The sequence below is a fragment of the Paulownia witches'-broom phytoplasma genome, from assembly GCF_019396865.1.
Lineage (GTDB): Bacteria > Bacillota_I > Bacilli_A > Acholeplasmatales > Acholeplasmataceae > Phytoplasma > Phytoplasma asteris.
Genome location: NZ_CP066882.1, coordinates 352,790 through 374,387 on the forward strand (window position 1 = coordinate 352,790; position 21,598 = coordinate 374,387).

At 27.6% G+C, this 21,598-nt stretch carries 22 protein-coding genes and 2 pseudogenes; 9 read left to right on the forward strand and 15 right to left on the reverse strand.

What is annotated here, in order from left to right; translation table 11 throughout:
- Window positions 1–250 precede the first annotated feature (250 nt).
- The 15 genes and pseudogenes from HGD80_RS01815 to HGD80_RS01885 form a co-directional block, all read right to left on the reverse strand.
- On the reverse strand, window positions 251–1,309 hold the full coding sequence (locus HGD80_RS01815) for a hypothetical protein (RefSeq protein WP_219475399.1): 1,059 nt from the start codon (window positions 1,307–1,309) through the stop codon (window positions 251–253).
- A 105-nt stretch (window positions 1,310–1,414) separates the two neighbouring features.
- Window positions 1,415–3,379 (reverse strand): annotated as a pseudogene (locus HGD80_RS01820) (hypothetical protein); the annotation flags it as partial.
- Window positions 3,380–3,798: 419 nt separating this feature from the next.
- Window positions 3,799–4,734, reverse strand: coding sequence for a trichohyalin-plectin-homology domain domain-containing protein (locus HGD80_RS01825; protein ID WP_219475401.1), 936 nt, complete (start codon window positions 4,732–4,734; stop codon window positions 3,799–3,801).
- Between the two features lie 23 nt (window positions 4,735–4,757).
- Window positions 4,758–6,857 carry an AAA family ATPase gene (locus HGD80_RS01830; RefSeq protein ID WP_219475402.1) on the reverse strand — a complete coding sequence of 700 codons (2,100 nt, stop codon included), beginning with the start codon at window positions 6,855–6,857 and terminating at the stop codon, window positions 4,758–4,760.
- A gap of 21 nt (window positions 6,858–6,878) precedes the next feature.
- A complete protein-coding gene (locus HGD80_RS01835; RefSeq protein WP_219475404.1) occupies window positions 6,879–7,364 on the reverse strand; it encodes an MCP four helix bundle domain-containing protein in 486 nt (161 codons plus the stop codon).
- A 137-nt stretch (window positions 7,365–7,501) separates the two neighbouring features.
- Window positions 7,502–7,738, reverse strand: coding sequence for a hypothetical protein (locus tag HGD80_RS01840; RefSeq protein WP_219475190.1), 237 nt, complete (start codon window positions 7,736–7,738; stop codon window positions 7,502–7,504).
- Window positions 7,731–8,171, reverse strand: a complete 441-nt coding sequence (locus HGD80_RS01845) for a hypothetical protein (RefSeq protein WP_219475188.1) — start codon at window positions 8,169–8,171, stop codon at window positions 7,731–7,733. Before HGD80_RS01845 ends, HGD80_RS01840 begins: the two co-directional genes overlap by 8 nt.
- Window positions 8,172–8,177: 6 nt before the next feature.
- Complete coding sequence (locus tag HGD80_RS01850) at window positions 8,178–8,378, reverse strand: hypothetical protein (protein WP_219475256.1); 201 nt, start codon at window positions 8,376–8,378, stop codon at window positions 8,178–8,180.
- A 15-nt stretch (window positions 8,379–8,393) separates the two neighbouring features.
- The gene (locus HGD80_RS01855; RefSeq protein ID WP_219475164.1) at window positions 8,394–8,726 is read right to left on the reverse strand and encodes an HU family DNA-binding protein; all 333 of its coding nucleotides are present in this window, start codon (window positions 8,724–8,726) and stop codon (window positions 8,394–8,396) included.
- Window positions 8,727–8,865: 139 nt separating this feature from the next.
- Window positions 8,866–9,678 carry a DNA adenine methylase gene (locus HGD80_RS01860; protein WP_219475161.1) on the reverse strand — a complete coding sequence of 271 codons (813 nt, stop codon included), beginning with the start codon at window positions 9,676–9,678 and terminating at the stop codon, window positions 8,866–8,868.
- Window positions 9,679–9,878: 200 nt separating this feature from the next.
- Window positions 9,879–10,525 (reverse strand): annotated as a pseudogene (gene tmk, locus HGD80_RS01865) (dTMP kinase).
- Window positions 10,518–11,102, reverse strand: coding sequence for a hypothetical protein (locus HGD80_RS01870; RefSeq protein ID WP_225904394.1), 585 nt, complete (start codon window positions 11,100–11,102; stop codon window positions 10,518–10,520). The pseudogene tmk and the gene HGD80_RS01870 overlap by 8 nt, the downstream one beginning before the upstream one ends.
- Window positions 11,102–12,400, reverse strand: a complete 1,299-nt coding sequence (gene dnaB / locus HGD80_RS01875; RefSeq protein WP_219475185.1) for a replicative DNA helicase — start codon at window positions 12,398–12,400, stop codon at window positions 11,102–11,104. The genes HGD80_RS01870 and dnaB overlap by 1 nt, the downstream gene beginning before the upstream one ends.
- A gap of 70 nt (window positions 12,401–12,470) precedes the next feature.
- On the reverse strand, window positions 12,471–12,698 hold the full coding sequence (locus HGD80_RS01880; RefSeq protein ID WP_219474294.1) for a DUF2963 domain-containing protein: 228 nt from the start codon (window positions 12,696–12,698) through the stop codon (window positions 12,471–12,473).
- 19 nt (window positions 12,699–12,717) lie between these two features.
- Window positions 12,718–13,332: a sigma-70 family RNA polymerase sigma factor gene (locus HGD80_RS01885; protein ID WP_219475407.1), complete on the reverse strand. Its 615-nt coding sequence runs from the start codon at window positions 13,330–13,332 to the stop codon at window positions 12,718–12,720.
- A gap of 249 nt (window positions 13,333–13,581) precedes the next feature.
- On the opposite strand from HGD80_RS01885, the gene HGD80_RS01890 reads away from it, so the two are divergent.
- From HGD80_RS01890 to HGD80_RS01930, 9 genes are all read left to right on the forward strand, one after another.
- The gene (locus tag HGD80_RS01890; RefSeq protein WP_219475409.1) at window positions 13,582–13,749 is read left to right on the forward strand and encodes a hypothetical protein; all 168 of its coding nucleotides are present in this window, start codon (window positions 13,582–13,584) and stop codon (window positions 13,747–13,749) included.
- 187 nt (window positions 13,750–13,936) lie between these two features.
- The gene (locus HGD80_RS01895) at window positions 13,937–14,437 is read left to right on the forward strand and encodes a type I restriction-modification system subunit M N-terminal domain-containing protein (RefSeq protein ID WP_219475412.1); all 501 of its coding nucleotides are present in this window, start codon (window positions 13,937–13,939) and stop codon (window positions 14,435–14,437) included.
- 19 nt (window positions 14,438–14,456) lie between these two features.
- On the forward strand, window positions 14,457–14,852 hold the full coding sequence (locus tag HGD80_RS05385; RefSeq protein ID WP_219475415.1) for an N-6 DNA methylase: 396 nt from the start codon (window positions 14,457–14,459) through the stop codon (window positions 14,850–14,852).
- Entirely contained in the window at window positions 14,812–15,234 is a 423-nt protein-coding gene (locus tag HGD80_RS05390; protein ID WP_219475417.1) for an HsdM family class I SAM-dependent methyltransferase, read from the forward strand. The genes HGD80_RS05385 and HGD80_RS05390 overlap by 41 nt, the downstream gene beginning before the upstream one ends.
- A gap of 387 nt (window positions 15,235–15,621) precedes the next feature.
- The gene (locus tag HGD80_RS01910; RefSeq protein WP_219475419.1) at window positions 15,622–16,068 is read left to right on the forward strand and encodes a restriction endonuclease subunit S; all 447 of its coding nucleotides are present in this window, start codon (window positions 15,622–15,624) and stop codon (window positions 16,066–16,068) included.
- A 433-nt stretch (window positions 16,069–16,501) separates the two neighbouring features.
- Window positions 16,502–18,211: a glutamine--tRNA ligase gene (glnS, locus tag HGD80_RS01915; RefSeq protein WP_219475422.1), complete on the forward strand. Its 1,710-nt coding sequence runs from the start codon at window positions 16,502–16,504 to the stop codon at window positions 18,209–18,211.
- Between the two features lie 118 nt (window positions 18,212–18,329).
- Window positions 18,330–20,573: an ATP-dependent helicase gene (locus HGD80_RS01920; protein WP_219475425.1), complete on the forward strand. Its 2,244-nt coding sequence runs from the start codon at window positions 18,330–18,332 to the stop codon at window positions 20,571–20,573.
- Between the two features lie 116 nt (window positions 20,574–20,689).
- Window positions 20,690–20,902 carry a hypothetical protein gene (locus HGD80_RS01925; protein ID WP_042068387.1) on the forward strand — a complete coding sequence of 71 codons (213 nt, stop codon included), beginning with the start codon at window positions 20,690–20,692 and terminating at the stop codon, window positions 20,900–20,902.
- Window positions 20,903–20,912: 10 nt separating this feature from the next.
- On the forward strand, window positions 20,913–21,491 hold the full coding sequence (locus HGD80_RS01930; protein ID WP_219475428.1) for a YqaJ viral recombinase family protein: 579 nt from the start codon (window positions 20,913–20,915) through the stop codon (window positions 21,489–21,491).
- Window positions 21,492–21,598: the final 107 nt, after the last annotated feature.

Below are 21,598 nucleotides of genomic sequence, written 5' to 3' on the forward strand. Positions count from 1 at the left end.
CGTATTTACAAGGGTTTTTGAAGGTCACTTAGAGGCTAAATTGAATTTAAAGGGGGTCTAAATCAATCCTAGGGTTATAATAACCCTAGGATTGATTTAAACGCAGCGAGAGAGGCAAAATAATGCGTTTAAGAGCATTCCTGATTTAGGGGTGGTATTTTAAAATTAAAATTTAGATTGTTTATTTAAGAAGATATCACATTTCATTCAAATTAATGAAAAAGACCAACTTTATAGTTGGTCTTAATTTTTATTTATTTTCATCATTTTTAGTATTAAATTTCTTGGTATAAAGGGTAATGTATTGTTTGACTGGATTGAAGTGAAGATAGTAGTTTTTGTACTTAAAACCATCCTTAAAGTTTTCAATACTTTCAAATTCACGACATTCAAATTCATCTATGTAAAAATCTTTATCTTCTTCAAGTAACCATTTTGGTCCTTCGTAGTTAAGTTCTATAGTGTGTTTGGTTGGGGATGGTCTTAATGATACCTTGAATTGTGAATCTCCGCGTTTATGTTCGTTCCAAAAAGCGCCAAAATGATCAATTTGGGAGTTTTTATATTTCCATTTATTGAAAGGATTTTTGTAAAAAGGTGGGATGTCAGTTGGTTCATATTCTGGGTGTTGTCCCTTGCCTAAACCATTTAAGCCATAGAAGACGTATTTTATATTAATCATTGGTGTACCTTTAAGAGTTTCAGCTGAATTTTTATATAAATACCATGTTTTCCCATCAGAACCTAAATATGGTTTTTCATTTGAAGGTATGAGGTATTTTTTGTCAATTGGGTATCGTTCATGAATTTGATGACCGTAAAAATATTCTTCTTTTACTTCAGTTGTTTTATCAGGGATGGGATAAATTTTAGGTTTGGAGTTTGTTATGTCGTATTTATTGTCTAAAAATATAAAACCACCAAAAATAGTAAATATACTTAGCATAATGCCATAATATATAATTATAATTTTTTTAGGATTTGTTTTTTTAAAGTTTTTTATTTTTAATTTGCCGAGTGAAAACTGAATTTGAGATAAATCTGTTTGTTGTTGGTTTAATTCAGTTTGGATTGAATTTATTTCAATTTGTAATAAAGTTTTATCTTGTGGTGATAAAACTTTATTATTTGATAATTCAGTTATTTTTTGATTTAATTTTTCTTGATTAATTTCAATTTGTTTTTTTATATTTTCTAAGTTATTTAATTTATTATTGACATTTTTTGAGATAAAATATATCCATAAAGGAGCCACCACAAATGCCCCCCCAATTAAACTCAAAATAACTATTATTCCTATAATATACATAATTAATTTCCTTTTTTTTAATTTTTTACTAATTACTAAATAATACAAAAACTAACAAACTTATTTTATCACAAATACTAAATTAGATAGCTTTATTGTTAACATTTACCAAGGCCACCACCTTTTAACTGTGTCCCACTTAGTAGCTATAGCAGTTCCGCCACCAATTATGCCTCCAATAAAACCACCTGCAGCCGTTCCGAAACCAGGTAAAAGTGCACTTCCAATTATAGCTCCTGATTTAGCTCCTGAGTATGTAGCTCCTCCGATGTTTGCTGCTGTTATTGTGCTATCTACAGTTGTTCCCCAAGTTTCTGAGGAATCGTCTAATTGTTTTTTATTTCCTTTTAAATCAGATACTTGGGAATTTAAGTCAGTTATTTGGTTTCCCAATGTTATTTTGGTATCTTTATGTGCTAATTTTTCGGTTTCTAATTCGTTTTTTAACTTATCAATTTGGTGTTGTAATTCTTTATTAGTTCCACTTAAGCCACTATTGGCATCTTCTAAGGCTTTAATTGTTCCTTCTAATTGTAAAATCTTTTTACCTCGTTCGGCGAAAAGATCTATTTGACGTTCCAATTCAATTGTTAATCTTTGAATTTCTTGGGCTTGAAGTTGGATAGTTTGTTGTAGTTTATTTATTTCTTCATCTTTTTGTTTGATGATTGTTTGTAATTGTTCCTCATTGGTTTCTAAGTTATTAATTTTACCATTTAGCTCTTTGATTTTAGATTGTTTTTCGTTTAGTTGTTTAACTAATGTTTTATCAGCGTTGCCGTTTTTAACTAATTCATCTTGTATCTCTTGCATTTCTTTTTCTAGTTGTTTGTTTTCGGTTTTAGTTGCATCAAGTTTTTGTTTGATTTTATTTAAATCATTAGTATATTTTTCTTTTAGGTTTTTATTTTCTAATTTTAAAGTATCAATTTCACTTCTAAAACCTTGTTCTTTGATTTCTAGTTGTTGCATTTCGCCTTTTAAAGTTTTAATATGAGTTTCTTTATTATTTAATTCCTGTTGCAAAGTATCATCAGGCTGTTGGTTATTAATTAAATCATTTATTTCTTGTTGATAAATATTTAATTCGTATTTCTTATGTTCTAATTTTTCCTCAATTTCATTCAAATTTTTCTTTTTTTGGAGCAATAACAATTTATAATTATTGAGTTTATTTGGTGGTGGGGTGGTACTTACATTTTGATTAAACTTAAATCGCCAACGGGTTCCAGCTACCAATTTATTTCTATAATTATCCCAATCGTTCCTGTTTTTATCGGTGAAGTATATTCTCTTTGAAGTAAAGCAAGGTCTTATATAATAAAAAGTGGCTCCATTAATTTCTATTGGTTGACTTTTTATTGTTCGTGGAGGGCCTATTTGTTCTTGTTGTTTATCTCTTTCGGTTAATTCAACTTCAAAAGGGACAGGGGAATAGTATATTGCTTCATCTTTAATCCTATCTTCATTAATATCCTGATTAGCTTTGATTTCGCAAGTTGTTTGCCATTCATCATAAGTTTGAGTTAGGTTGCTTAATTCTTGTTGTAAAGAGGTTTGTTGATTTGAAAGGTTAACTAATTCTTGATTAATAGTGTTTATTTTTGTTTGTTTATTTAATAATTCTTGTTGTAATTGTTTAGCGTTTTCTTTATTTTTTTCAATTTGTTCTTTTAGTTTCAAGGTTTCGTTTTCAAGTTCAGAAACGGTTTTTTTGTAATTTGTAATTTGTCTTTGGATTTCTTCCAAAGTTTTCACATGTTGTTCTCTTAGGTTTTTGATTTCTTCTTGTTTTTTAGTTAATTGTTCTTTTAAGTTTTTTTCGTTTTCTTGTAATTGTTTGATTTCTTCTTCTTTAATTAATAAATGAGCTTGATAATTTACTTGTTTTTGTTCGATGTTATTTTTTAAATTATTAATTTCTTCATTTAATTGCTTAACTTCGTTTGCTGATAAGTCTTTTTGTTCGCTTAATTTTTGTTCTTTTTCTTCTAATTGTTGTTGTTTTTTGGTAATTTCTGCTTTTAATTGTTCTACATCTTGAATATTAGAAGCCAATTGTTTTTCTAAAATTGATATTTTTTCTTTTGATGCAACTAATTCATTATCTTTTTTTATTATTAGATCTTTTTGATTTTTAAGATTATTTTTAATTGATGCAATTTCTTCTTGTAATTTAGCTTTTTCTTCATCAGATAAATCTTTAGTTTCTTGTAATGTTGTTTCTTTAGATTTAATGTTGGCTTCTAAATTTATTATTTTATCTTCAAGGGATGCTTTTTCTAATTGTTGCGCTTGAAAATTGAGGTTTAAATATTCTTTTTCTTGTTGTAAAATCTTTTGTTTTTCTTTTTCTTGTTGTAATATTTCATCTACTTGTTGTTGAATGTTGGGATTTAATAAACTTTTGGTATTTGTTTTATTGGTAATTAGGTTTTGTTTATGAATTGGTTGTTTTAAAGTTGGCTGAGGAGTTAGGGTTTCATCATTTAATTCGGTTGATTTATTTTTTTTTTTTTTTGAAGATCTTGTAATAGTTCTTCTTTTTTATTGTTGGTTTGTTTTTCATTTTCTTCTGATGATTTACCTTGTTTTTGCAATTCGGTTGCGTATTCTTTTAATTCTTGTTTTAGTTTCGCTTCTTCTTCTTTTTTAATAGCATCTAGATCATAAACTTCTACTAAGGGTTTTGGCGGGGAGTCTTCTTTAGGGGTTGTTTGATTATCCCCAACAATTATTCCTGTATAAATAGCTGTTGCAATTAATATTGTGCTCCCTATAAAGGGTCCTATCACTGGAATACCAAAACAAGCTAGCCCTAAAATAAGGCCAATTGTGATAATAATACCACTAAATATCAAACTAGCAACTTTTGGTAAGCATCCTAACCATTTTAAAAAATTTGTTCCTTTTTCATTTAGCCAATTAGCTAAATTTTTAGCATTTTCCCAAGCGCCTTTAATAACTGGGTCTATTTTAGCAGCCGCTTCAGGGAAGAAATTAGCAATAATAAACCATAAAGCAACTATTATTAAAATAAGTGGTAATATAACAAAAATAGTATTTCTAATTGATTTGAGGATTCTTTTAAACCAATTATCATGTTTTTGTTGAGTTTCTACAATTATTTTTGTAGGTTGTGGTGGGGTGGTTTTGGGAATTGGTTTTGTAGTTTTTGGGGTTGTTTTAGTAATTCTTGTTGAAGTTTTTTTAATTATAGTTGGTTTGGTGGTTGTTTTTTTAACTGTTTTTTTTGGTTTTGTAATAATAACCTTTTGGGGGGAAGTAATTTTTGGAGTTGGTTGGTTGATAATTTTTTTGATGATAGTTTTTGAAGGTTTAGTTATTTTATTTTTTTTAACAACATTTTTTTGAAGTTTTGATTGTTTTTTTGGTTTTTTTGATTTAATTATTTTTTTAGCCATGTTATTCTCTCTCTTTCTAATTTTTATTTATTTTCATCATTTTTAGTATTAAATTTCTTGGTATAAAGGGTAATGTATTGTTTGACTGGATTGAAGTGAAGATAGTAGTTTTTGTACTTAAAACCATCCTTAAAGTTTTCAATACTTTCAAATTCACGACATTCAAATTCATCTATGTAAAAATCTTTATCTTCTTCAAGTAACCATTTTGGTCCTTCGTAGTTAAGTTCTATAGTGTGGTTGGTTGGGGATGGTCTTAATGATACCTTGAATTGTGAATCTCCGCGTTTATGTTCGTTCCAAAAAGCGCCAAAATGATCAATTTGGGAGTTTTTATATTTCCATTTATTGAAAGGATTTTTGTAAAAAGGTGGGATGTCAGTTGGTTCATATTCTTGGTGTTGTCCCTTGCCTAAACCATCTAACCCATAGAAGGTGTATTTTATATTAATTTGAATGTTACTTTTGGGTGGTTTTAAGTATTTTAACAAACCTTTTTTCCATTCTACATATTGATCTTCACATTCTTTTCTTCTAGCTTCTTTAGTTGTTTCAGAAACTTTAATATTTTGAAAAGTGTTTATAGCTTCATCTAAATCAGAAGCTAACATAACTTCATGATTAGGATTTTTACGTTTGTATTTTTTGGCTTTAATATAAGCACTATCAATTATTTTTTCTTTTAAGTTTCTAGTAGAATAGCTTTTGCCTTTGCATCTATTAGCAATTTCTTTCAAATGAAGATAAGTATGATAACTAATTTGATAATCAGCTACTAAAAATTGTAAAAAGCCTTCAATTTCATCATCTTTTAATAAATCAATTTTAATTTCTTTGCTAAATCTACTTCTTAAAGCACTATCAATTTTGTCTAAATGGTTAGTTGCTCCCATTAAGACAATTTTTTTATTACTTCTTTTAAAGCCATCTAATTTAGTTAATAAATTATTAATAATATTAATACTTGTTTTGTTAGATTGGTTATCTGCGCGATTGGCAAGTCCACTAATTTCATCAATAAATATAATAGTTTTATCATGATTTTCTGCTTCTTGCCATATTTTTTCTAATTCTTCGTTGCCTTCACCAACGTAAGTCTTATCAAATCTTGATGGTTCTAATTCAATATAGTGTATTCCTAATTCATTGCATAAAGCTTTAATTAAAAAACTTTTTCCAGTGCCAGGAGGACCATATAATAAATATCCTCTAGGAATTAATTTGTCAAAATTAACCATAGAAGTATTGTCGTCTTTAAAATATTCTATTAAATCTTCTAACTCTTCTTTTTCTTGTTTCATTCCATAAACATCAGAAAACATAACTTTCTTTTTTTCACCTTGATAAGAAGTGTTATTTTGTAAAGCTTTGATTTCTTCTTGCAGTTGTTTGATTTGTTTATCAAATTGGATTAATTGACCGTCTAAAAACAAATCATAACTTTTTAAATTTTGGAATTCTTCAACATTATCTTTGTTTTGAATCATTAAATCTTTAATGATGTTTTTATTAGCGCTATTCAAAACCATTGCTTCTTCCAAAATCTGAAGTTTTTCATTAATAAATAAATTTTTACTAGTTTTGGTGATTTGAGAAGTAATAGTTTTAATTTTTTCTTGGTTGTTATTTTTTGTAGTTAATAATTGTTTTTTTTGTTCGATTAAGTCTAAAGTTTTTTTATTAATAGATTCTTTTTTATCTTTATTTTCTTGGAGTTTTTGGGTTAAAGAGTTAATTTCTTCTTGTAATTTGGTTTTATCTTCTTCTTTTAAGTCTTTGTTTTTAAGATTAGTTTCTTTTGTTTCTTTTGTTGTTGTTAAGGTTTGGACTTCTATATTGCAATCACTTATTATATCTAAATTTAATTTAATTTGTTGGTCTAAATGTTGTATTTGTTGAAGGTTTTTTCTTTGTTCTTTGATTTGTGCTTCATTAGTTTTTTTTAATTCTTCGAGATATTTTGATATTTCATCTAATTCTTGTTTTTTTTGAGGTGTTAACGAATTATTTTGCGGCAAATCGTTTTGTTTGGAAGTTTGGGAAAGAAAACCGTAAATCCATAAACCCAAAACCGCTAAAATACAAACACCCAAAAAAGTTAAATAAATTTTTTTTAATTTCATATTTTTTCCTTTCTTTTTTTATTATTCATGTTTTGGTTTAACTTCTTTAGTTGGTTCTTGTTCTTTTAGTTTTAACTTTTGTTCTAGTTTTTTGGTAATTGCTGCTTTGAATTCTGCGATTTCTTTTTGTTGTTTGATTATTTCTTCTTCATGTTTGATTATTTCTTCTTGGAATTCTTTGAAGTCTTCTGCATCTAATTTATCTTCTTCAGCTTCTATTTGTTTTATAATAGAATTATATGTTTCTTCTTCTTCTTTATCTTCTTTATTTGGTGGTGGAGTTTTTGAATCGTTAACTTTGTTATCATTGTTTTCGGTTCCTGTTAATGGTGGGGTTTGGTTGTTGACAATATTTTCACAAATAGGATTATTATTTTTTCTAATAAAGTAATAACTAACTCCTCCTATAATTAAAATTATCATTATTAAAAGTAAAAAGAGATTGAAAAAATATCTTTTAGTTCGAATATTTTTTTTGTTAATAACTTTTTTTTGGATTTTTCTCATTTTAAATTAAATTTCCTTTCTTTTGCTTTTATGGGTTTTTGTAATAATATAAATGAGGATAGTGTTTATGAAAAAGATACCCAATTATGGATGCTGTTAAAATAAGTATTATTAAATTGATATAAAATAAATTTTTGTTATTCATTTCCATCCTCCTTTTCATTAATTGGATTGTTTTTTTCTTTTGATTCGTTATTTGGATTTGTAATAATTGAAAATAAACTTTTAGTTTTATTTTCTTTTTTTGGCTCATTTTTTTTATTGATTTCTGGCGATGAAATTGAATTAAAAAATATTTTTTTAATGATAAACATTAAAGAAGTTGTAAATAGAGCGCCAACGATAAATCCAATAGAGAAATTTAGATCATTCATTTTCTTCCTCCTTTTCATTAATTGGATTGGTGTTTTTTGATTTAAGTTGTTTTTTTCTTCTTTTTTTCTCTTTCCAATTAGCAACTTTGACTTTTTGTACTTCTATTTGGGATTGGAGTTTTTCTTGATTTGCATTGATTTTATCTATTTTTTGTAATAATTGTTGTTCTAGGTATTCTTGTCTGGCACTTTTAATTTCTAAATTTTGTAGTTTTTTGTTGGGGAAAAAGATACCTAAAATCATATTTTTGATGAAAATTAAAGTGTTTGTAATTAATTTAAAAATAGGTTTGAACCCAGAAACAATAAGAATAGTGAAAAGCGTTGTTTGGATTCCATCCATTCTTCGTTCAAGTATTTCGGTAGTGCTAAATCCTTTGGTATAATTTAGAATAAAATTGATAATTGTTGCAAATATTGGAAATAACCACATATTTTTTTACCTTTCTGAATAATTTTTAATAACTTTGATTCGTTTGTTTTTAAATGTTTTCTTTTTGTTTGGTACAATTTTGTTGGGATAATATAAATTAACCCATTTTCCTTTTGGATGTCGGTATTTGTTGATTATTTTTTTGTTTAGTTTGTTTTGGGATTTAAAATAAATTTCATTGCATGCTTCTGTCATTCCATCACTCATGTTTTTATCTCCTTTTTATTTTAATTTAAGGGTTTTGACTTTATCTTTAAGTGATTTTGACATTTTAAAACTAACAACCGTTTTTGCGGGTATTTTTAAGTTTTTACCAGTTCTTTTTCCTGTTTTTTTGCCTGTTTGTTTATTGATGATGAATTTAGTTTCGGGGGTTGTGTGGGCTTTTCTAGTTTTTAAGATGAATTTGCCAATTTTAGAGGATAAAACCACTTCTTCATTTGATGTGATAGCTTTCATGAGGGCATTTTCAAATGAATTGTAAAATTCTTCAGTTTTCACAACTGAAGTTTTTAGTTGCTTTGCAACTTCTTTGATTAATTCTTTTTTATTCATTTTTCTTTTTCTCCTTGTTATTTAATTTTTTATTATTTTTTATTTTGAGTTTTAATTGGCTGCGGTTTTTGAAATAAGTACCGCGGTAAATTTCAGTCATAGCATCGCTCACATTTTAATATTCTCCTTACGATTTTTTTTAATAATTTTTGATAATAACTTCTTGCAACCCTCTTTGTGAGGTTAAAGCATGACTGGTAGTGGTTTTAATTGTTTGAATGTTAAAATCCTCAAACAATTTAATTATTTTTGCTGAATTGTAATTAGTATACAACCATTTTACATTGCGATGATTTGCCTCTTTTAAATATTTATAAAGCCTTATATGATCTTCAAATGTAAAAGGGTGTTGGTAAAAATCTTTATCTTTAATACCTTCGCGGTAATAAGGGGGATCAATGAAAATAAAATCATTGCTTTGGGCTTGGGTGATGACACTTCCAAAATCACCATTTAACAATTTTAAATTTTTAACATTAGTTTTTATTCTTTGTAATTCTAAAAAATCAATAATAGGTTTTTTAATTCGCGACTTAAATCCGTATGATAAATGAATGGTTCCATCAGGACGATAACGGAAAATGCCCCGAAAAGCATATTTTAATAAAGTATAAAAAAGAGCACTTTTGAAAACTCCAAAATTACTTTTGTTAAATCTATCTACGAAAAGTTTAAATGTTTTTTTTTGCGTCTTTTGATCTTTATTTGTATATATTGTGTCTTCAAATTTACGCACACAATTACAAAACAATTCTGGTTTGGCTAACATATTTTGCCAAAGTTCCATTAAATTATTGTCGTTATCATTCAAAATTGCGGTTGGGGGTGTAATAGTTTGGAATAAAGCCCCACCACCTAAAAAAGGCTCAAAATAATTATTATAATTTGTTGGAATTTGACATAACAATTGCGGCATCATTTTCTTTTTGGTTCCAATCCAATTAATTTGCATTTTGAAACTCCTTTAACCAAATGTATATTAAAAAAACAATATCAGAAACAAGACTAATTGTAATGTTTGCTTTAATTCCTAAATTAAAATCAAAAAACAGAGTCATTAAATTTGTTATTATAAATCCTAAATATGTTAAAGTCAATATTATTGAAATATTTTTCGATTTTAAAATCATTTTAATTATTCTCCTTATTTGTTTATAATATTTTTTTAGTAATTAATGTTTGAATTATTTGTTCTAAATTTCCTTGTTGTGAGTTTGTTGCATTAATTAAAAAACTGTTGCAATTTTGATGTTTGCAATTGGGATTATTGCAATATTTATGTTGATTTAAATAATTTTGGCGAACATTTTCAAAATATTTTAAGGGTTTTTGTTCGATGATGTCTAATTTATGATTAGGTTGTGTTTGTTTTCGTTGTAAGCTGTTTTGGGGTCAATATCTAGATAGAAAGTTAATGCTGGTTTAATTAAGAAACGACTTATGATTTTGGAAGTTATTTCATCTTCATAATCAATATAATTAGCATTGCTTTGATATGCTAAAGTAGAATCATACCAACGGTCAACTATAACAATAAAACCACTTAGTAAAGCGGGCATTATCAACTCATCTTGGGTCTGAATCATATTGGCGAAACTAAGAAAATATTTACTTTTAGGGCTTGTTTTTATTTGATATAAAAATAAATTTCTTATTTCCTTTCCAATAGAACTACTTCCTAAACCTTGAAAAACTTTGACTTTATGTCCTTTATTAATTAAAGATTTTTTTAATTTATTTATTAAAGTGGTTTTCCCACAACCATCGATTCCTTCAAAAACAATTAATTTATTAACCATTCTTAATATTTCCTTTCGTATTTTTGATTAAATTAATATCTTTAAAAGAAATAAATTGTCTTTGGAATAAGGTATTTACAAAGATATTAGCTTTTTGAGAAAAACAATCAATTACTTTATCAATTCCTTGGACTTTGCCGTTTTTAATTTTATTGTTGAGCCTTTGGGATTCGATAGCATTATTAGTTAATAAGTAATATTCAAAACGTGTGTCTAATTTTTTTAATTGTTGGGCTTCAATGATGGCTTGTTTATAACGTTCACGGAGACAAGTTTTAAAATTAAAAGCAACAATTCGTTTGTTTTGGGTAAACAATACTAAATCAAATTTGATATCAGGAATAAAAAATAAATATGTTTGAGGATATTGTTTGGTGATTCCATAATGCCGAAAATAAATTAAAATTAGATATTCATTGATTTTACCACGCAGTACTTTTTGCTTTTGGGAAGTTGATTTGGTAATTTGAAAATAATGATTCAAACTTTGATGATTAAATTGCATATATTGATTAAAAGGATATTTAAAGTAATTATCAGGTTTGAGTTGGGATAAAATTTTATCTGAAATTAACATTATTTTTCCTCAATTCTTTGGATTTCTTTATCAAAATTAAAGTAACATTGGCCTAATTTACCTGCCCTATTTTTAGCAACAATAAATTGGGTAAAATCTTCTACAACATTTGTAAATTGATCTTTTTCATAATAACTTTCGCGATGCAAAAACATAACCATATCGGCATCTTGTTCGATTGAACCTGAATCTCTTAAATCTGAAAGATTAGGGGTTTTAGATTCTCTCATTAAAGTTGCGCGGTTCATTTGGCTTAACGCAATAATAGGAATTTGTAATTCCATTGCTAATTTTTTCAATTCACGAGTAATAATCCCAATTGCTTGATTTAAATTCAGAAATTGGTCATCTCTTAAAAGGTGTAGATAATCAATGAAAACTATATCAAGTCCTTGGTGAAATTTTAATTGACGGCATTTTCTTTTAACTTCTTCTATTTTGGTATTTCTGTCATCATCAATTAAAATATTCAATTCAGTTAATTTTTCTTCTGTTTGCAATAATTGCAACTTTTCTTCGCGAGTTAATTGTTGCTGTTCCATTTTTTTGATACTAATCTGAGATTCACAACTGATTAAACGTTTAATTAGTTCTTCAGATGTCATTTCTAAACTAAATATCAAAATATTATGTTTTTTAGGGATATTTTGAAAAACTTTAGCAATATTGACAGCCAAATTTAACATAAAGGCAGTTTTACCCATTCCAGTTCTTGCGGCTAAAATATTTAATTGTCCTGGTTTAAAACCTCCAATTAAATCATCTATATTATTAAATCCTGTTTTAACTCCAACTAAATTATTTTTATTGTGGTTTTCCAAAATGTCTTTGATTACTTTAGAAACACAACTTTTTAAATCTTTAAACTTGGGAGTGAGTTTTTTTCTTAATTTTGCAGTATTTGTTTCTATTAATTCTAAAATCTCTTGGGGAGTTATTTTGCTTCTTGCAATTTGGGATAATTTAGCAACAATACCGCCAATTTCTCTTTTTAAAGATGTTTCTTTAATTAAATCAATGTATGTTTCTAAGTGATGTGGAGAAGGCATCAAATCAGATAATTCATTTAAATAATTAATTCCTCCTATTTGTTTTAATAATTTTTCATTTTCTAAAATAGCACTTATAGAAGCATAATCAATTTCTTTATTATTTTGATGTAATATTTTCATGGCTTTAAAAATATTTTTATGATGAGGACTGTAAAAGTCAGTTTCTGTAATTTCATTAAAAACTAAAGAAATTGTTTCGGGGTTTAAAAGGACAACCCCCAACAAAGCGCGTTCGGCTTCAATCATCTTTCTAACTCCTTTTTTTAATTTGGGTATAAAAAATACCCCTTAAAAAGGGGTTTAGTTTCTATATTGATTAAAAAGTTTTAATTTTTTCAATTGTTCCGTCAGAATTGTAATAGGTCTCCTTGATTGTTTCTTCTGTTATGGGATCATATTCAGTAATGCAGTCAATTGTTTTGCCATCTTTATTAAACCATGTTGTTTTAATAAAATTCCATGTATCAGGGTCATGTTCGTGAATACCACAAATTTTTTTACCATCAGCATTATAATAAGTGGTTGTATTTTTTTGATAATTCATATTATTTATTTCCTTTTTATTATTTTTTTAATTTATTAATTGCTTTGGTTTTGGTAATTTCTACTTGCCTTGAAGATAAATTCAACATTTTACCTATGTCTTTGTTGGAATACTCAATTTGAGGGTATTGGTTTTGGTTTTTTAAAGGAATCCCAAAATTTAATCTAATAATCTCGAATTCTTGGGTATTTAAAATGGATTTAATTTTTTGAATAAACAATTCATGATTAACTTGCTTTAACCAAATTTGATGGGGGTTTAGAATGTTGATATTAATAGTTTGAGGTTGTGTTTCTTCAAAAGGAATATTACTTACTTGTTTTTCTTTTCGAAAAACCTCTCTGGAAGTTGAAGTAGTTTGTAGGCCTCTAATAAGTTCTGTGATTTCACCTTTAATTGTCGGGGTAGCATAGACAATAAAATCATAACCTAAATCTTGGTAATTATTTAAAGCTTTGATTAATCCTAAAACCCCTTCTTGGTATAAATCCTCTCTTTGAAGTGCTTTAGGGAAATATTTAAATTTTTTAACTATTTTTTTTACTAATGGTAAATGCATTTCGATTAATTGATCGCGAATTGCTAAATTCTTTTTATTTTTTAAAAAATCTTTAAATAATTCTTCTCTTAACATTTTATTCCTTCCTAAAAACGTTTTTAGAAAAGATATGAAATTATTTTAGTCTTGAAAAGAAAAAAAGACTAACTTAATAGTTAGCCTTAAAGAATTTTTAAAAAACAAAAAAGTGTCTAAACTTTTGGAACACCTCAGACTAAAGAACAGCAAGAATTTTTTTTAAATAAAATTGAAGATGATAAAATTTTTTCTACAATAACATAAAATGCTCAACAAGGGGGGGCTATAAGAAATATTTTATCTAATTTGTGGAAGAATTTTGTTAAAGATTTAATTAAAGAACAAAAAAGCAAAAGAGAAATAGATTTAAAAAGCAAAGAATTTTGTTTTGAAAATAGTAAAGATTTGGAAAAATTAATTAATGCTTATTTTGATTATAAAAAAATGATCTGGGTTTTAAAGATTTTATTCTAAGAGAACATATCAGCAAAAATGAAAACCAAATAAAAGAATATATGGATAAAAAATAAAGGGAAAAAGAGCGAAGTTTTGTCTTATCTTTATACATTTAAATTAAGAGATGAAATTTATAATTTCATTAAAGATTGGTGCAATAATTATAACGATATCCAAAAATGACAAAATTAAGGAAAATTATAATATGAAAAATGACAAAAATCAAAATGTTCAAATTTGTAAACAAAAATTATGGAATTTGATTAATAACACTTTAAGAAATTCTGTGGATACAACTATTTTTAAAGATTATATTTTACCTCTTTTAAGTTTCCGTTATTTATCTATAAAATTTGAAAAAGATATTTGTAAAACTACAATATTGGGATCCTTGGAGAAATATAAACAAGCATGGGATAAATGGGATTCGAATGAACAATCAAGATTTAAAAACAATATAAAAGGTTTTTGTGGATTTCACATTGAACCTCAGTATTTATGGGCTAATTTAAATAATTCTATTAATCAAGATAATTTTAGTTTTGTTGCAATAGATAAAGCTTTAAAATCTATTGAGTCACATTGTTTTAAAGGATTATTTGAAAATTTTGATTTAACCGAAAAATCCAAATTAGGCAACGAGGAAGAAAAAAATACAAAATTAAAAACCCTTATTACAGGCATCGACAATATATTTTTCAGGTAATGAATTTTGTGAAGATGCAATGGGTGAAATTTATATGTATTTAATTGAAACATTTGTTAGCGATAACATTACTAAAAAACAAAAATCTGGAGAATTTTTTACACCACCCTCTGTTTCTGAACTTTTATCACAAATCATTTGTCATAAAACAAAAAATAAAAATATTACAAAAATATATGATCCTTGTTGTGGTAGCAGATCTTTACTTTTAAAAATTATAAATCATATAAATAATAATAAAGATTTTAGCGGTCAAAAATACAAAAATGATATACCTTATTATAATTTAAAGATTGAAAATGGGGATACTTTATTATTCCCACATCAAAGCCATTTAGAACAAAAATACAACATTATCATCGCTAATCCTCCTTTTGGCACTCCATGGTATACCAATAATAAAGAAAAAAAATAAAGAAAATTGCGACAGATTTTATTTAAAAGGCAAATCAATTCCTAAAAAAAGAGGAGAACTAGCTTTTCTAATGCATATGTTACATCTCTTAGAAGAAGATGGCACTTTAGGTGTTATTTTACCATCTGGAGTTTTATGTGCTTCTGCACCCGGAGTAATAGAATTTAGAAAATTTTTAGTAGAAAATCAATATATTGATACAATTATACATTTACCCCTAAATATTTTCCCTTATGTATCTGAAACAACCATTACTTATATTTTAATTATACAAAAATGTGTAGAAAATCAAAAACATCAAATGCGTTTTATTGATGAATCAGAAATGCATGAAAGAATTAAAAGTGGTATTTCTCTAAGACAATTAGGCAAAAAAAATTAAAGATATAATGGAAATGGTGTCACAAAATAAAAAAAAATGACAAAATGTCAATAGCAAATATAGAGCAAATATAGAGCAAATATAGAGCAAATTAGAAAAAATAATTATGTTTTAACCACAAACTTATATTGTTCAAATCATTTACAAGAAAACAAAGAGGTAAATATAAAAAATATTGCGATTTTCAAAAGAGAAATAGAATCATTAGAAACTAAAAAAAATAATTTATCTCAAAAAATACAACAAATAGAAAAAGAGATTGAATTATTTTTCGAAAATTCTAAAGAAAGAAAAGAAATAGCAATTAAAGATATAATACAAGAAATAACAAAAACAAATAAAGATAACTTACCTTATGATATTTGTAGTCTAGATTGTAAAAAAGGTTTGATTTTAAGAGATAATAACAAACAATTTAAAAAAAACATTAAAAATTATAGAATAGCATATCCCAACAATATTGTTATGAACAACAGAGATTTCTTAAAAAATAAATCAATTGCTTATAATATTTATAATAAACCCGTATTGATTTCTAATATTTATTCAGTTTTTGAAGTTAAAGAGGGGTTTGATGCTAATTTTATATTGAATTTTTTAAAAAATTCTCAAGTTCATAAAAAATTAAAGGTTATTGGAAAACAAGGGGTAATATCCGAAATTGATAAAAATGTTTTTTATCAACTAACTTTTAAATTACCCGCTTTAAAAGAACAAAAACAAATAAATGTTTTTTTCAATAATTTATCTAAATTATTAAATGATATTGAAAATATTTCCATAGAAATACGCCAACTTCAAAAAGAAAAACAAGAATATTATTATTTATTATAATTATATAATTTATTCCTTGCTTTTTCTTGCTTTTATTCTCCATTTTTTTAAAATACAAAAGACATTCATTAAATGAATGTCTTTTTTTTGTAAATTGATATATGCTTAATGCAAATCTAAATTTAATATAAACCCTAACCCACTTTCACCAACTTCCAACTGTTAAAATGAAAAATATTTTCAAAATGCTAGTATAATATAATAGAGTGTTTTGATTAAAATATATGAAGGATATGATATTGACAGCGATATTTAGAAGTCTATTTTTTCAAAATCCTAAATTATATTTCTAATCATAAATAAAATACATAAATTAACTAATAAAAATTGGAGACCAAAACTAAGATTCCCAAACAAATTTTTTTCACAAACAAAACCACCCAAAAAGCCCAAACCCCAAATAAACCAAATAAAAAGAAAAAGGACTTATAAAATGCAAAAACAATCAAATTTCATCAAAACCATCATTCAAAAAGACCTCCAAAGCGGAAAATGCAGCCAAATCATTACACGTTTCCCGCCCGAACCCAATGGTTTTTTACATTTAGGACACGCCAGAGCCATCATTATTAATTTTGAATTAGCACATTTTTTTGAAGGCAAAACCCTTTTACGTTATGATGACACCAACCCTTCCAAAGAAAAACAAATTTATGTTAATGCCATCCTCAATGACATCAAATGGCTGGGATACACTCCTTACAAAATCACTTTTGCCTCAGATTATTTCCCTCAAATGTATCAAATGGCACTTTTTTTAATCAAACAAGGAAAAGCCTATGTTGATGACCAAACCGATGAACAAATTGCCCAAAGTCGCGGTAATTTAACCCAAAAAGGTACCAATTCTCCTTATCGCAATCGTAGTATTGAAGAAAATATCTTGCTATTTGAACAAATGAAAAAAGGAAAATTTGTAGAAGGTAGCAAAGTTTTGCGTGCCAAAATTGATATGCAAAGCCCTAACCTTAATTTGAGAGACCCTATTTTGTACCGTATTCTTTCTGCTTTTACTTTAAAACAAAAACATTGGCATATTTTCCCTACCTATGATTACGCTCATCCATTGGAAGATTCCTTTGAAAACATCACACATTCTTTGTGTTCTTTGGAATTCGAAGACCACAGACCTTTATATGATTGGATAATCAAAGAAACAAAAGCCAAACATACTCCACGCCAAATTGAATTTGGAAGACTTAATCTTACCCAAACTTTGATGAGCAAAAGACATCTTAATAATTTGGTAGGAAAAAACTTAGTAACAGGTTGGGATGACCCTAGAATGCCAACTTTATCAGGCATCCGCAAAAAAGGCTACACTCCTGAAGCTATCAAAAATTTTGTCCTTGAAACAGGCTTATCCAAAGTAAATTCACAAGTTAAACAAGAAATGTTAGAATCTTTTGTAAGAGATGACCTTAAAGGAAAATCCTTGCCTTGCATGGCAGTTATAAACCCCCTCAAACTTACTATTACTAACTTTCCTGAAAACCAAATAGAAACTCTCAAAGCTCCTTGGACTAATAATTTTCATACTTGTAAATGTTGCAACACATCTCAAACCCAAGGAAAAACCCCAGAACAAAATCAAGAACAAACAAAAGGAAAAGAACAAACCCAAGAAAGAGAAATTTATTTTTCCCGACATCTCTACATTGAAAAAGACGATTTTGCACTCCAAAAACCAGATAAAAATTATAAAAGATTAACTTTGGGCGAAGAAGTAAGATTATTTCATGCTTATTTTGTTAAAGCTTACGATGTTGTCAAAAACAACAAAGGAGAAATAACAGAAATTCTTGCAACATACGACCCCCAAACCAAAAGCGGCAGCGGCTTTAAAGATAGAAAACCAAACGGAACTATTCATTTTGTAGAAGCAAAGACTGCTTGCAAAGCCACTTTTAATTTTTTTGCTCCACTACTTTGCACAAATGGCAATTTCAACGATAAATCCTGGCATATCAAAAAAGGTTTTGTAGAATCAAGTTTACAAAAAAGCTGTTGTTGCAAAAACCATTTGCAATTTCTAAGACAAGGTTATTTTGCAGCAGACAAAATCACAAAAGACACAAATGGAAAAACGCAAGAACTTAATTTCAATGAAGTAGTAAGCTTAAAATCAAATCCTCAAAAATAAATTTGTTCTACTAAAAAAATAAAAACTAATAAATCCCATCAAATCACCCAAACAAAAAACACTCCCAGAAAAAAACCACAAAACAAAAAGGATAAACAACGAAATAAAAGGTATAAAAATGTTTTCCAATAAAACCAATTTTTTAGAAAAATTAAATAAACCCCAACTTGCAGCAGTCACAAGCAATGCTAAATCTTTTTATCTAGCAGCAGGAGCAGGCACTGGTAAAACCACCACTTTAACTGCTAAAATTGCTTATTTAATCGAACAAAAAAACTTACCAAGCAACCAAATTTTAGCCCTTACTTTCACCAACAAAGCTGCCAAACAAATGCAAGAAAAACTTGCCAAAATGATTGGTCAAAAAAAAAACAAAGGCATTACTATTTGCACTTTTCACTCTTTGGGAAACCAAATTTTGAGAAAATTTATCCCCTTTTTACCATTTTCATATCGCACCAATTTTAAAATTTTAGATGACAACGACTGCACAAAAATCATCAAAGACATTTTAAAAGAAATGAATATCGACCCCAAAAGAATAAAAATTAGCGAATTAAGAAAAAACATTTCTGCTATCAAAAGAAAACACGAACCACAAAACAAAGACACTTTGCAACACGCAACCCAAAAAGAACACAATTTTCAACGTGAAAACAGATACGAATTCGAAATGCCAATCAAAGCTAAATATCAAATTTTTTTGCAAAACAATAATTTAGTTGATTTTGATGACCTTATTTTATATACGCACCAACTGCTCCAAGAAAATGCCGATGTAAGGGCTTTTTATCAACAAAAATTCCAATATGTATTAGTTGATGAATTCCAAGATACTGATTTTTTTCAATACCAAATTTTGACTCTTTTAGCCCAAAACCACCAAAATATTTTTGTAGTAGGAGACCCTGACCAAAACATTTATTCTTTTCGAGGAGCCAGATTTGAAAACAGCCAATTGTTCTTAAATAAATTTAGTCCTCAAGTAGCTTTTTTGGAACAAAATTACCGTTCTTCTAAAAACATCCTAGACAAAGCCAACCTTTTGATTAAACACAACGAAGACCATCCTTTTAAAAAAAATCTCAAAAGCACTAAAAGCAGAGGCGAACCTGTTATTTACAAGTTTTTTTCAGATTATAAAGAAGAGACAGACTACATCACAAAAACCATCCAAAACCTTGTTTTACAAGGTATTTGCAGCTATCAAGATTTTACTATTTTATATCGTAATAACATTTTGGGACGCCCTTTGGAAGAAAAATTCTTAGCAAACAGCATTCCTTATCAAGTTTTTGGAGGTATTTCCTTTTACCAAAGCAAAGTAGTCAAAGATTTTTTAGCTTATCTCAATGTTATTACAAATCCCTCACAAGATTTTGATTTCAAACGCATCATTAACACCCCTAAAAGAGGAATTGGAACAACTTCACTTGCACATCTAGAACAAATTGCCCAAGAAAAAAACTTAGCTCTTTTTGACGCCCTTAACTACCTAGACCAAACTCCAATTCAACCAAATACCAAAGCTAAACTAAACGCATTTCAAAAATTAATTACAGCTTTACGCCAAGAACTAATTAATGATTCTTTTGACTGTCTTAGTGATATAATTACTCATATTGATGAAAAAATTAAGTATTGTCACAAAAACGATGAAACTTACAAAATGCAATCAATAAAAGATTCTGAGCCTGCTTTACATTACATCGAAGAATTAAAATCAGTTTTTATGCAAGCAGAAAAAAATTTGGAAGGAAACATTTTTGAAAAAGTAACCCAACTTTTAGATCAAATATCTTTGTATAGCGAAATTAACGAACAAACCGAACAAGACCCCAAAACCCCAAGCAAAAACGATCGCGTTAAACTTTCTACTATTCACAAAGTCAAAGGTTTAGAATTTAGAGTGGTTTTTATAGCTGCTTTTGAAGATATTTTTTTTGATTGCAACCAAAAAGAAAAAAGCGATTTAGAAGAATCAAGACGTCTAGCTTATGTAGCAATTACAAGAGCCGAAGAAAAGTTATTTTTAACTGGGGCTTATCAAAGAGTTTCATATGGCAAACAAATAGACAGTCAACCTTCACGCTTTTTACAAGAAATGGGCTTTTTTTCAAAAGAAACCCCAAGACCAAATTATTTTTCCCCACATTTATTTCAACCAAACCAATCAAACCAAGTATCTTGCACTAATGAAAATGGCTTTTTTCAAAAAGGAGACAAAGTCAAACACAAAACTCTCGGCTTGGGCGTAGTGGAAGCCATCATGCAAGATTTAATCCAAGTACGCTTTATAAATTCCCAAAATATAAAAATATTTGAAAATACAACTGCTTTTCTTGCTAAAATAAAAGAGTAATTAAATTTTAAACATTTATCAAAAAACGAATCATCAATCATTATTTTATTAAATCGATTAGAAATTTAAAAACAAAAAAAAACAAAATCAAATTACCAAAATCAAAGGAGATTTTTATGAATTATACCGTTTTTTTTGTAACTATTTGTACTTTTATCGTTTTAAGTACTTTATTTTTAGCAGATAGCAACGACAGCTTTTCTTTGGGAAATTCTTTTTCCGAACAAAAACAAGGACGCAAAATCAAAGGCGAACAATTCTTCTTAAACTGCTTTCTTACTGTTTTAACCATGGCTTTTTTTGGACTTTCCTTTTGGTGCCAACAATAGTTGATGCCATATGCAATTAGAACAAAATACCTTAGCTTGGCACAATCATCGCAAAAAATACATTAATGCTTCCGAAGTAGCAGCTATCATGGGCTTAAATCCATTTGAAACCAAAGAGCAATTATTAAAAAGAAAAGTTTTTGGCACTCCAATCGAAGACAACGAAGCAATGAAACGCGGACGAATTTTGGAACCCCAAGCAAGAAATTTTTTCAACCAAACACAAAAAATGCAATTCGAACCCAAAGTCTTTGTCAAAGATTTCATGTCTGCTTCTTTGGATGGGTGGGACGCCCAGTCCCAAAGCCTCTTAGAAATCAAATGCCCCATTTCTTTTGCCTCTTATACTTGGCAATCCTTTTTAAATGAAGGAAAAATCCCTACTATCTATTATGCCCAACTCCAAGCCCAAATTTATTGTTCTCAATCAATTAAAGCTTACTTTTTAGTCTATCAAAACGACCAAACCAACAAAAATATCGAAGTCAAAGAAGACCCGAATTTTATCACAAACATGCTTGAACAGTGCAGTCATTTTTTTCAATTATACTTAAAAACTAAACAATTACAAAAACAACTTCAAATTTAAAATTACTCATTTATATAAAAATAAAAATACATTATTACTATTGCATTTCATTTAACCGTATTTATGACAAATTTCACCATAAAAAACGACCATAAACAAAAGACAAA

What these genes read in the sequence shown, in the direction of transcription:
- HGD80_RS01815 (WP_219475399.1), bottom strand. Translation starts at nt 1,309, where the DNA reads ATGTATATTATAGGAATAATAGTTATTTTGAGTTTAATTGGGGGGGCA.
- HGD80_RS01825 (WP_219475401.1), bottom strand. Translation starts at nt 4,734, where the DNA reads ATGGCTAAAAAAATAATTAAATCAAAAAAACCAAAAAAACAATCAAAA.
- HGD80_RS01830 (WP_219475402.1), bottom strand. Translation starts at nt 6,857, where the DNA reads ATGAAATTAAAAAAAATTTATTTAACTTTTTTGGGTGTTTGTATTTTA.
- HGD80_RS01835 (WP_219475404.1), bottom strand. Translation starts at nt 7,364, where the DNA reads ATGAGAAAAATCCAAAAAAAAGTTATTAACAAAAAAAATATTCGAACT.
- HGD80_RS01840 (WP_219475190.1), bottom strand. Translation starts at nt 7,738, where the DNA reads ATGAATGATCTAAATTTCTCTATTGGATTTATCGTTGGCGCTCTATTT.
- HGD80_RS01845 (WP_219475188.1), bottom strand. Translation starts at nt 8,171, where the DNA reads ATGTGGTTATTTCCAATATTTGCAACAATTATCAATTTTATTCTAAAT.
- HGD80_RS01850 (WP_219475256.1), bottom strand. Translation starts at nt 8,378, where the DNA reads ATGAGTGATGGAATGACAGAAGCATGCAATGAAATTTATTTTAAATCC.
- HGD80_RS01855 (WP_219475164.1), bottom strand. Translation starts at nt 8,726, where the DNA reads ATGAATAAAAAAGAATTAATCAAAGAAGTTGCAAAGCAACTAAAAACT.
- HGD80_RS01860 (WP_219475161.1), bottom strand. Translation starts at nt 9,678, where the DNA reads ATGCAAATTAATTGGATTGGAACCAAAAAGAAAATGATGCCGCAATTG.
- HGD80_RS01870 (WP_225904394.1), bottom strand. Translation starts at nt 11,102, where the DNA reads ATGTTAATTTCAGATAAAATTTTATCCCAACTCAAACCTGATAATTAC.
- dnaB (WP_219475185.1), bottom strand. Translation starts at nt 12,400, where the DNA reads ATGATTGAAGCCGAACGCGCTTTGTTGGGGGTTGTCCTTTTAAACCCC.
- HGD80_RS01880 (WP_219474294.1), bottom strand. Translation starts at nt 12,698, where the DNA reads ATGAATTATCAAAAAAATACAACCACTTATTATAATGCTGATGGTAAA.
- HGD80_RS01885 (WP_219475407.1), bottom strand. Translation starts at nt 13,332, where the DNA reads ATGTTAAGAGAAGAATTATTTAAAGATTTTTTAAAAAATAAAAAGAAT.
- HGD80_RS01895 (WP_219475412.1), top strand. Translation starts at nt 13,937, where the DNA reads ATGAAAAATGACAAAAATCAAAATGTTCAAATTTGTAAACAAAAATTA.
- HGD80_RS05385 (WP_219475415.1), top strand. Translation starts at nt 14,457, where the DNA reads ATGGGTGAAATTTATATGTATTTAATTGAAACATTTGTTAGCGATAAC.
- glnS (WP_219475422.1), top strand. Translation starts at nt 16,502, where the DNA reads ATGCAAAAACAATCAAATTTCATCAAAACCATCATTCAAAAAGACCTC.
- HGD80_RS01920 (WP_219475425.1), top strand. Translation starts at nt 18,330, where the DNA reads ATGTTTTCCAATAAAACCAATTTTTTAGAAAAATTAAATAAACCCCAA.
- HGD80_RS01925 (WP_042068387.1), top strand. Translation starts at nt 20,690, where the DNA reads ATGAATTATACCGTTTTTTTTGTAACTATTTGTACTTTTATCGTTTTA.
- HGD80_RS01930 (WP_219475428.1), top strand. Translation starts at nt 20,913, where the DNA reads ATGCAATTAGAACAAAATACCTTAGCTTGGCACAATCATCGCAAAAAA.